This is a genomic window from Pseudomonas khorasanensis, from assembly GCF_014268505.2.
Lineage (GTDB): Bacteria > Pseudomonadota > Gammaproteobacteria > Pseudomonadales > Pseudomonadaceae > Aquipseudomonas > Aquipseudomonas khorasanensis.
Genome location: NZ_JABWQP020000007.1, coordinates 176,851 through 189,236, shown reverse-complemented (window position 1 = coordinate 189,236; position 12,386 = coordinate 176,851). Strand labels below are relative to the sequence as shown.

General features: G+C 62.9%; 1 protein-coding gene. It reads left to right on the top strand.

What is annotated here, in order from left to right:
- Positions 1-11 precede the first annotated feature (11 nt).
- Positions 12-12,326, top strand: coding sequence for a non-ribosomal peptide synthase/polyketide synthase (locus HU727_RS16840; protein WP_186532659.1), 12,315 nt, complete (start codon positions 12-14; stop codon positions 12,324-12,326).
- Positions 12,327-12,386 lie beyond the last annotated feature (60 nt).

The following is a 12,386-nucleotide window of genomic DNA, read 5'->3' as shown; positions in this document are numbered from 1 at the left end:
AGGGAAAACGCGTGCAAGAGTTAATCGAGTCGGTAGGACAACTTTCGGCTAAGCAAAGAAAGGCCCTGGCGGTTCTGCTCAAGCAGAAAGGCGTCAACCTCTTTGACATTGCCCCGGTTTTCAAGCGCACGGCTGAAGAGCCGTTGCTGCTGTCCTACGCTCAGCAGCGCCAGTGGTTCCTCTGGCAGTGGGCACCGCACAGCGCGGCCTACAACATTCCGACGGCCCTGCGTTTACAGGGGCCGCTGGATGTGCCGGCACTGGAGCGCAGCATCGAGGCGCTGATCGAACGCCACGAAACCTTGCGCACGGTATTCTCTCAGGACACCGCACAACCGCTACAAGTGGTCCTGCCTGCAGGTGCATTTGCCCTCGACGTTCATTGCCTGAGCGGTGAGCCGGCGAATGACCCGGACACCTCGATCCAGGCTTTCGTGCAGAACCAGAGCCAAAAGACTTTCGATTTGCAGCACGGCCCGTTGCTGCGTGCCGCGCTGCTGCAGGTCAGCCCGACTGACCATGTGCTGGTGCTGACCCTGCACCACATCGTCTCCGACGGCTGGTCGCTGCAAGTGATGATTGAAGAACTTGTGCAGCTTTATGCCGGTTTCAATCTCGGTCACGACGCCGGTCTGCCGGCGCTGCCGATTCAATACGCCGATTACGCCTTGTGGCAACGCCAGTGGATGGAGGCCGGTGAGCAGGAGCGACAACTGGCCTACTGGCAGCAAAAACTCGGCGGCGAGCAGCCGGTGCTGGAGCTGCCGCTGGATCGCCCGCGCTCGGTTGATCAGGGCTTCGCCGGCGCGAGCCATAACCTGATTCTTGATTCGGCGCTGAGCAATGCGCTCAAGGCTTTTGCCCGGCAGGAAAACGTCACCCTGTTTGTATTGCTGCTGGCCTCGTTTCAGGCCCTGTTGCATCGCTACAGCGGGCAGCGCGACATCCGTGTCGGCGTGCCAGTGGCCAACCGTGGCCGGGTGGAAATCGAGCGCCTGATTGGCTTCTTCGTCAACACCCAGGTGCTCAAGGCTGACATGGACGCACAGCTGCCGTTTGTCGAGCTGCTGCGTCAGGTCAAACAGACTGCACAGGACGCCCAGGCCCATCAGGACTTGCCGTTCGAGCAACTGGTCGAAGCGCTGGAGCCGGGCCGCAGCCTCAGTCACAGCCCATTGTTCCAAGTGATGTTCAACCACCAGGCAGAGCGCCGCGCAAGCGTCGCGACGCGTCTGAACGGGCTGAACATCGAGCCGCTGGAATGGCAAAGCCAGACCGCCCAGTTCGACCTGACCCTCAACACCACCGAACAGGCTCACGGCATCGAAGCGGTGCTCAAGTACGCCACCGACCTGTTCGACGCGGCAACCATCGAGCGTCTGGCGCAACACTGGACAGCGCTGTTGCAGGCCATCGTCGCCGAGCCGACGCAGCGCATTGGCGAACTGCCGATGCTCGACGCCGGCCAGCAGCAACAGCTGTTGACGCAATGGAATCCGGTGCTGGTCGAACAGCCGCTGACGCAGTGCATTCATCAAGCCATCGAAGCCCAGGCCGAGCGTCATGCAGACGCCGTGGCCGTGACCTTCGCCGGGCAGCGCCTGACCTACGCCGAACTCAATCGCCGCGCCAACCGGTGGGCGCACACGCTGATCGATCGTGGCGTCGGACCAGACGTGCGCGTGGGCATTGCGGTCGAGCGTTCGCTGAACATGATCGTCGCCATCCTCGCGGTGTTGAAGGCTGGCGGTGCCTATGTGCCGCTGGACCCGAGCTATCCGGATGAGCGCTTGAGCTACATGATCAAGGACAGCGGTATTGAGTTGCTGTTGACCCAGGGCCATCTGCTCGGGCAATTGCCGATTCCGCCGGGGCTGGCGTGCCTCGATCTGGATCAAGCGCCAGAATGCGGCATTGAAACCAACCCGCCGTGCCTGACCACACCGGACAATCTGGCCTACGTTATCTACACCTCCGGTTCCACCGGCAAACCCAAGGGCGCCTTGCTGCCGCACGGCAACGTGATGCGCCTGTTCAGCGCCACCGAGCACTGGTTCGATTTCGGCCCGCAGGACAGCTGGACGCTGTTCCATTCCTACGCGTTCGATTTCTCGGTCTGGGAGATTTTCGGCGCCCTGTTGTACGGCGGCAAACTGGTGGTCGTACCCCATGACGTCAGTCGTTCGCCGGAGGATTTCTACACCCTGCTGTGCGATGAACAGGTCACGGTGTTGAACCAGACGCCATCGGCGTTCAAACCGTTGATGCAGGTCGCCAGTGATTCTTCGCGCCGCAACACGCTGCGTTACGTGGTGTTCGGTGGCGAGGCGCTGGAAGTGCAGAGCCTGCGCCCATGGTTCGAGCGGTTCGGCGATCACACGCCAACCCTGATCAACATGTATGGCATCACCGAAACCACCGTGCACGTGACCTATCGTCCGTTGTCGCTGGCCGATTTGCACAGCAGCCACAGCAGTCCGATCGGCGCGCCGATTGTCGACCTTTCGTGGTACTTGCTCGACAGCTCGCTGAACCTGGTGCCGCCGGGCTGCATCGGCGAGTTGTACATTGCCGGGGCCGGTCTGGCGCGCGGGTACCTGAATCAGGCAGGCATGACGGCCACGCGCTTCGTGCCCGATCCGTTCAACCGCAAGGCAGGTGAACGTTTGTACCGCACCGGCGACCTCGCTCGGCTGCGTGGCGACGGAGTGATCGAGTACATCGGGCGTATCGACCATCAGGTGAAGATCCGTGGTTTCCGCATCGAGTTGGGGGAAATCGAAGCGCAACTGCTCAAGCACCCGCAAGTGCGCGAAACCGTGGTGCTGGCGGTGGAAGGCCTCAGCGGCCAGCAACTGGCGACCTGGGTCGTGCCCAACGAAACGCTGGACGCGGACGAGCAGGGCGCCCTGCGTGATTCGATCAAGGCGCACCTGCGCGAAACCCTGCCGGATTACATGGTCCCGATCAGTTGGGCATTCCTCGAACGGTTGCCGCTGACCGCCAACGGCAAACTCGACCGCAAGCAACTGCCACAGCCGCAAATCGCTCAGGCGCAACAGGCTTACGCTGCACCGCGCAACGAACTGGAACAACGGCTGGCCGAGATCTGGCAGGACGTGCTCAAGGTCGGGCGGGTCGGGCTTGAGGACAATTTCTTCGAGCTGGGCGGCGATTCGATCATTTCGATTCAGGTCGTCAGCCGCGCGCGGCAGGCCGGCATTCATTTCACGCCCAAGGACATCTTCCAGCACCAGACCGTGCAACGTCTGGCGACCGTCGCGAAACAAAGCGACGCGGCGCAAACGGAGCAGGGCGAGGTGCTCGGCGACGCGCCGCTGACGCCGATCCAGCAGTACTTTTTCCACAGCGATATCCCGGCGCGTCATCACTGGAACCAGTCGATCCTGCTGACCCCGGCCACAACCCTGCAGGCCGCTGCGCTGCAACAAGCCCTGGTACTCGTGCAAAAGCAGCATGACGCCTTGCGTCTGCGCTATCGCGAAACGGAGCAGGGCTGGCAGCAACGCCACGGCGCGGCGGATCAGCCGCAAGACGTGTTGCGCACCTTCACGCTGGAAGACAGCGCGGCATTGCCGGCGTTGTGTCTGGAACTGCAACGCAGCCTCGATCTGCAAAACGGCCCGCTGATTCGCGCGGCGCTGATCGACTTGCCGGACGCCAGTCAACGTCTGTTGCTGGTAATTCATCACCTGGTGGTCGATGGCGTGTCGTGGCGAATCCTGCTTGAAGATCTGCAAAGCGCTTATCAGCAGATCGGCGCCGGAAAAATCGTGCGTCTGCCGGCCAAGACCAGCGCCTTCAAGGACTGGGGCTCGCGCCTGCAAGAGCATGCCCGCAGCGCGGCCCTGGACAGTGAACTGGCTTACTGGCGCGAGCAGTTGCGCGACGCCCCTGTCGCCTTGCCGCTGGACAATCCGCAGGGCCAGTTGAACAACCGCTTCGAGCGCAGCGTCGACACGCGTCTGGATGCCGAGCGCACCCGCCAGTTGCTGCAACAGGCCCCGGCGGTCTACCGCACCCAGGTCAATGACCTGCTGCTGACCGCACTGGCCCGGGTGTTGTGTGCGTGGACCGCCAGCGACAGTGCGCTGGTGCAATTGGAAGGTCATGGCCGCGAAGACCTCTTCGATGACATCGACCTGAGCCGCACCGTGGGTTGGTTTACCAGCATGTTCCCGGTACGCCTGATGCCTGATGCCAGTCTCGAAACCTCGATCAAAGGCATCAAGGAGCAACTGCGCGCGATCCCCAACAAGGGTATCGGTTACGGCTTGCTGCGTTATCTCGGCACGCCCGACGCACAAGCGGCGTTACGCGAGCTGGCGCAGCCGCAGGTGACGTTCAACTACCTCGGCCAGTTCGACAACAACTTCGATGAAGACGCCTTGTGGCGGCCGGCCACCGAGGACAAAGGCGCCGGTCAGGACGAAAACGCGCCGATGGCCAACTGGCTGACCATCGACGGCCGGGTCTATCAGGGCCAGTTGAGCCTGACCTGGACCTACAGCAGTGATGTCTTCGAAGAAGTGACAATTGCCGGCCTGGCCCGCGCCTACGAGGCAGCGCTGTGTGAATTGATTGACCACTGTCTGAGCCATCCGGGCGGGTTGACGCCGTCCGACGTACCCTTGGCCGGTTTGTCCCAGGCGCATCTGGACAGCCTGCCGATGGCCGCCCAGCGCATCGAGGACATCTATCCGCTGGCGCCGATGCAGCAAGGCATTCTGTTCCACAGCCTGTACGACGCTGACCCCAGCGCCTATGTCTATCAGATGCTGCTGGACATCGACGGCCTCGACGTGGCGCGCTTCCAGCAAGCTTGGCAACGGGTGGTCGATCGCCATGAAGTGCTGCGCGCCGGTTTCATCTGGGGCCGCGATGGCCTCGATGCGCCGTTGCAAGTGATTAATCGCCAGCTGACCCTGGAAATGCCAGAAGTCGATGTGCGCGATGTCGCCGATCTGCCGGCGGTGCTTGAAGCGCGGGCGCAGGCCGACCGTGAACGCGGCTTCGACCTGCAGAATCCACCGCTGTTGCGCCTGTGCCTGCTGCGCACCGCCGATGAACGGCATCGGCTGATCTTCACCTGCCACCACATCCTGATGGATGGCTGGAGCAACTCGCGGATGTTCGGCGAGGTGCTGCAGGATTACGCCGGCCAGCCGGTACCGAGCGCACAGGGCCGCTATCGGGATTTTCTGGTCTGGCTGCAAGGGCAGGACAAGGCCGCCGCGCAGGACTTCTGGCGCGGTCAACTGGCCGAGCTCGACGAGCCGACCCGACTGGCCTCGGCCTGCCACGGGCAAACCGTGCCGGGGCCGGGCAAACAGATGCATCGCCTGCATTTCGACGAAGCGTTGACCCAGCGTCTGAACCATTTCTCCCGCCAACAACAGGTGACGCTCAACAGTCTGGTGCAAGCCGCATGGCTGCTGGTCTTGCAGCGCTACACCGGCCAGAGCACCGTGGCGTTCGGCGCCACGGTGTCCGGGCGCCCGGTGGACCTGCCGGGAATCGAGGAACAACTTGGGCTGTTCATCAACACCCTGCCGGTGATCGCCAGCCCGCAGGCCACGGTCAGCGTCGGCGACTGGGTGCGCAGCGTGCAGGACAAGAACCTGTTGTTGCGCGACTACGAACAGACACCGCTGCAGGATATTCAGCGCCTGGCCGCGCTGAGTGGCGAAGCGTTGTTCGACACCTTGCTGGTGTTTGAGAACTACCCCGTGTCGGACGCGCTGGAGGCGAATCCGGGCGGGCTGCGTTTCTCCGGTCTGGAGCATCGCGAGCAGACCAACTACGGGCTGACCCTGATCGCGGGCGCCAGCGAAGTGCTCAATCTCGATTTCAACTACCTCACCGAGCACTTTGCCGAACGCAGCGTGCTGGGCCTGGCAGCGCATTTGCGCGAATTGCTTCAGCAATTCATCGAAGCGCCGCAGCGGCCTCTCGGCGAGATCGGCCTGCTGCCGCTGGCCGAGCGGCAGATACTCGCGCAGTGGAACGACAATCACGCGGCGTATCCGACCGAGCGCCTGATCTCGCAGAGCTTTGAAGCTCGGGTCGCAGCGCATCCGCAGGCACTGGCGTTGAGTCATGCCGGTGTGGCCCTGAGCTACGACGAATTGAACCGGCGCGCAAACCAGTTGGCCCGTCATCTGCTGACGCTCGGTGTGACTGCGGAAGTTCGCGTCGGGGTGGCGATGCCGCGTTCGGCGGAGCTGTTGATCGCCCTGATGGCAGTGCTCAAGGCCGGCGGCACCTACGTGCCGCTGGATCCGGATTACCCGGCCGACCGCGTGGCCTACATGCTCGACGACAGCCAGGCGAAAGTTTTGCTGACCCAACAAGCGCTGCTGGCGCAATTGCCGTCGACCGAAGCGCAGGTGCTGCTGGTCGAGGCCGGCGGCCAGGCCTTTGCCGGGCAGGCGCTGGACAACCTGCCGGCGCGCGCCGACTCGACCAGTCTCGCCTATGTGATCTACACCTCCGGCTCCACCGGCAAACCGAAAGGCGTGGCCATTGCCCACCGCAACGTACAGGCGCTGATCGACTGGTCCGCCGAGGTCTACAGCGAGGACGATCTGCAAGGCGTGCTGGCGTCGACGTCGGTGTGCTTCGACCTGTCGGTGTGGGAGATTTTTGTCACCCTCGCGCGCGGCGGTTCGATCGTCATGGCGCGCAACGCCCTCGAGCTGCCGGACTTGCCCGAGCGTGAGCAGGTGCGTCTGATCAACACCGTGCCGTCGGCGATTGCCGCGCTGCAGCGCATCGGTCAGATCCCGCCGGGCGTGCGCATCATCAATCTGGCCGGCGAGCCGCTGAAGCAGGCGCTGGTCGACACGTTGTACCGCGAGACTTCGGTGGCTCACGTCTACGACCTGTACGGGCCGTCGGAAGACACCACGTATTCGACCTGGACCCGTCGCGAACTCGGCGGCCAGGCCAATATCGGTCGGCCGCTGCGCAACACCACCGCGTACCTGCTCGACGAGCAATTGCAGGCGGCCCCGCTGGGCGTTTCAGCGGAACTGTATCTGGCTGGCGAGGGCATCACCCGTGGCTACCTGTTCCGCCCGGGCCTGACCGCCGAGCGTTTCGTGCCCAATCCGTCGTCGAGCAACGGCGAGCGCATGTACCGCACCGGCGACCTGACGCGTTTCATGGACGACGGCCGTATCCAATACGTCGGTCGCGTTGATCACCAGGTCAAGGTGCGCGGCTTCCGTATCGAACTGGGCGAAATCGAAGCGCGTCTGCTGACGCAGGTCGGCGTTCGCGAAGGCGTGGTGCTGGCGGCGGACGGCGTTGGCGGTCAGCAACTGGTGGCCTATGTGGTGCCGGCCGAAGCCGATCAGAGCCTCGCCCAACTGGATGATCTGAGTGCCGCGCTGCAAGCCGCGCTCAAGGCTCATCTGCCGGAATACATGGTGCCGGCGCAGTGGCTGTTTCTCGAGCAGTTGCCGCTGACGCCCAACGGTAAACTTGATCGCAAGGCCTTGCCGGTGCCGGACGCCAGCCAGTCGCAACGTGATTACGTGGCGCCGTCGACGCCACTCGAACAACAACTGGCCGAGGTCTGGCAGGACATTCTCAAGATCGAGCGGGTCGGGGTGACCGATAACTTCTTCGCCCTTGGCGGTGATTCAATCATCTCGATCCAACTGGTCAGCCGCGCGCGTCAGCAGGGGATTGGCTTTACGCCCAAAGATCTGTTCCAGCAGCAGACCGTGCAAAAGCTGGCAGCGGTCGTTTCGGTTGCCGATGAGCAATCGAGCGCCGCTATCGAGTACCCGTTGGCGCAACTGGATCAGGCGCAGCTCGATGCCTTGCCGGTGCCAGCGCAACTGATCGAAGACGTCTATCCGCTGTCGCCGATGCAGGAAGGCATGCTCTTCCATACGCTGTCGGATAACGGCAGCAGCCTTTATGTGCAACAGGTCAGCCTGCCGATCAAGGGGCTCGACGTGGAGCGATTCCGCCAGGCGTGGGAGTTCGTCATCGTCCGTCAGGCGATCCTGCGCACCAGTTTTCATTGGCAGGATGGTCTGGCCAAACCGTTGCAGGTTGTGCATCGCCATGCGCCGCTGCAAATGCAGATACTCGATTGGCGTGAGCAGGACTGCAGCGAAGCGACGATTGCCGAGTTCGCCAGCGCCGACCGTGCGCTGGGTTTCGACTTGTCCGAGGCGCGTTTGCAGCGGGTGACTTTGCTGCGCCTGGGCGACGAGCAGTACCAGATGATCTGGACCAGCCATCACATCCTGATGGATGGCTGGAGCAGCTCGAGGCTGTTTGGCGAGGTCTTGCAGTACTACTCCAAGGGCGAAATCACTGGCGAAAACGGACGCTATCGCGACTTCATCGCCTGGTTGCAGGCGCAGGATCAGGACGCGCAAGCGTTGTTCTGGAAGGCGCGTCTGGCAGTCGTCAACGAGCCGACGGCACTGAGTCAGGCGATGCATCCGCGCCACAGCGCCGATGTTGCCGGTCACGATGCGATTTACTCGAATTGGGACAAGGCGCACACCGCGCGTTTGCTGGAGTTCTGCCGCGACTTGCGGATCACCCCCAACACGTTGATTCAGGGCGCATGGCTGCTGCTGCTACAGCGCTATACCGGCCAACAGACGGTGACGTTCGGCGCCACGGTGTCGGGGCGTCCGGAAAGTCTGCCGAATGTCGGCAACATGCTCGGTCTGTTCATCAATACCTTGCCGATCATTCAAACCCCGCAAGCCGATCAGCGCCTGGCCGACTGGCTGGGCGAAGTGCAGGCCTACAACCTCGACATTCGCGACTATTCACAGGCCCCACTGGCTGATGTGCAGCGCTGGTCGAGCCTCGGCGGCCAGGCGTTGTTCGACAGCATTGTGGTGTTCGAGAACTTCCCGATCGACGAACGTCTGCAGGAAGAAACCGACACCGATCTGACCTTCGGCAAATCCATCGGCCACGGCGTGACCAACGTGCCGATGGACCTCGCGGTCATGCTCGGCGACGAGTTGTCGATCGAGTACCTGTACCTGCGCAGCCACTTCAGCGCCGAGGCGGTGGAAGGCATTCGCGTGACGCTGGAAAACACCCTTGATGCGATGATGGCCGCGCCGTATGAACGGCTGGGCAATCTGCAGCGGTTGTCCAGCGAACAATGGCAAGCGGCGCAGGCCTGGAGTGCAGAACCGCCACACCGCCATGAGCCGCGTCTGTTGCCTGAGCTGATCAGCCGTCATGCACAGCAGCAACCCGATGCGATCGCGGTGCAATGCGCGGGCGAAAGCCTGACTTACGCCGAACTCGAGCAGCAGGGCAATCGTCTGGCGCAGTGCCTGATTGCGCACGGTGCCGGGCCGGAAGTAGTGATCGGCGTGGCGTTGCCGCGTTCGCTGGAAATGCTGGTGAGCTTCCTCGCCGTGCTCAAGAGCGGTGCGGCTTACGTGCCGCTGGACATCGATTATCCGCCGGAGCGCCTGGCGTACATGATCGAAGATTCGCGCATGGCCCTGCTGCTGACGCAAAGCAGCCTGCGCGCGACGTTGCCGGCGCCGCAAGGCGTGCAGCGCCTGGAAATCGATCAGCTTGATCGCAGCCGTTACAGCGATGCTGCCCCGGCCTGCCATGTTCACGAACAGAGCCTGGCGTATCTGGTTTACACCTCGGGTTCCACCGGGCGGCCGAAAGGCGTGGCGGTGACGCAAGGCCCGCTCAGCATGCACTGCCAGGCCATCGCCGAGTTGTACGAAATGGATGCCAGCAGTTGCGAGCTGCACTTCATGTCGTTCGCTTTCGATGGCGCTCACGAACGCTGGCTGAGTACGTTGTACAGCGGCGGTCGCCTGGTGATCCGCGACGGTTGCCTGTGGACACCGGAGCAGACGTATCAGGCCTTGCATGATTACGGCGTGACCATCGCCTGCTTCCCGCCGGCTTATCTCAAGCAACTGGCCGAGTACGCGGCGGCCAGTGGCATTGCACCGCCGCCGGTGCGCATCTATTGCTTCGGTGGCGATGCGGTGCCGGAGCAGACCTTCGAACAGGTGAAAGCGGCTTTGCGCCCGCAGTACTTCACAAACGGTTACGGCCCGACCGAAACCGTGGTCACGCCGATGCTCTGGAAAGTCGCCGTCAGCCAGCACTGCGAAGCTGCGTATGCGCCGATCGGCCGCGCTGTCGGTGCGCGCTCGCTGTACGTGCTCGACGATAACTTGAATCCGTTGCCGCCGGGCTTTGCCGGTGAGTTGTACATCGGCGGTTACGGCGTCGCCCGGGGTTATTACGGGCGGCCCGATCTGACCGCCGAGCGCTTCGTGCCCAACCCGTTTGCCCCGGGCGAACGCCTGTACCGCAGCGGCGATCTGGTGCGGCGTCGTGCCGACGGCGTGGTCGATTACGTCGGGCGGATCGACCATCAGGTCAAGGTGCGTGGCTTCCGTATCGAACTGGGCGAAGTCGAGGCCAGCCTGCGTCAATTGCCTGCGGTCACCGACGCGCTGGTGATCGCTCGCGACAACGCTTCGGGCAAACAACTGATCGGTTACGTGGTCACCGCCACCGGTGAAGACATCGGTGATGAACTCAAGGTCGGGCTGCGCGCCTCGCTGCCCGAATACATGGTGCCGGCGCAGATTGTCTGCCTCAGTGCGTTCCCGGTTACACCCAACGGCAAACTCGATCGCAAGGCGCTGCCCGAGCCGGAGTTCAAAAGCTTCGAATACCTCGCCCCGCGCACTGAGCAGGAGTCCTTGCTGGCTGAGATCTGGGCGCAGGTGTTGCAGGTCGAGCAGGTCGGCATCAGCGATAACTTCTTCGAACTCGGCGGCGATTCGATCCTCAGCCTGCAAGTGATCTCGCGGGTGAGAAACCATCCGACGCTGCAAATGGATCTGAAGCTGCGCGATCTGATGCGCTATCAAACCATCGCTGGCATCGTCGAGCAGCAAGTGGCGAAGAAGGGCGATGGGCAACCATTGCCGGACGTGACCCAAGTGGCCGCTGAGGGCGTGTTCAATCTGCTGCCGATCCAGGAATGGTTCTTCGCCGAAGGCATGGCCGAGGCGCATCACTACAACCAGTCGCTGCTGCTGAGCGCGCGTCAGCCACTGGATCTGGATGCACTGGAACAGGCACTGGGCTGGATCGAACAGCATCACGATTCGCTGCGCCTGCGGTTCTCCAATGACGCCGGGCGCTGGCTGCAGCGCTACAGCACCACCGAGCCGACCGAAGCGGTGCTGTGGCGCCGTGAAGCGCGAAACAGCGAAGAGGTCGAAGCCTTGGCCAACCTCGCGCAGCGCAGCCTCAAGCTGGACGACGGGCCGGTCTGGCGGGTCATGCATGTGGCTTTGCCGGACGGCCAGGCGCGCTTGCTGGTGGTGATCCATCACCTGGTTGTCGACACCGTGTCCTGGCGGATTCTGCTCGACGATCTGAAAGTGGCTTACGAGGCCTGCGTGCAGGGGTCGCAACCGCAGCTGCCGATTCGCACCAGCAGTTATCGTTCGTTCGCCGAAGCGTTGCAGGCGCAAGCGCCGGTGATTGCCGAGCAGGAACTGGTTTACTGGCTGGAGCAACTGGATCAACCGGGCGTCGATCTGCCGTGCGACAACCCGCGCGGTAAAAACCTTGTGCGGCAACAGGCACAGGCACGGCTCAAGCTGTCTCGCGAGCACACCGAACAACTGCTCAAACAGGCCCCGGCGGTGTACGGCACACAGATCAACGATCTGCTGTTGTCGGCGCTCAGTCGCGCCCTGTGCCGCTGGAGCCAGCAACCATCAGCGCTGATTCTGCTCGAAGGACACGGCCGCGAAGACCTCTTCGAATCGATCGACCTGAGCCGCAGCCTCGGCTGGTTCACCAGCATGTTCCCGGTGCGCCTGCGCCCGGACAGCAACGACATTGGTCAATCGATCGTCGATGTGCAGACACAGTTGGCGGCCGTACCGCAGAAGGGCATCGGCTATGGCGTGCTGCGCCATCTGGCCGGGCCTGAAATCTCGGCGCAACTGGCGGGGCTGCCGCAAGCACGGGTCACGTTCAATTACCTCGGACAGTTCGACCAGAGCTTCGACGAGAAGGCACTGCTGGTGCCGGCACTGGAAGAAACCGGCGACAACTACAGCCTCAAGGCGAACCTGGGCAACTGGCTGGAAATTGTCGGCCAGGTCTATGACGGTCAATTGGCCTTGCGTTGCATCTACAGCAGCCAGCGCTACCGGGCCGGCACCATGGATGCCCTGATGAGCGATTACCAGGGAGAGCTTGAGGCGTTGATCGAGCACTGCATGGCACGGGCGGGTTGATCGCCGGGCCTTTTGCGCGGGCGCTGCCCAGGCGCGCCCGTCTTTTTGCGGATACAAGGA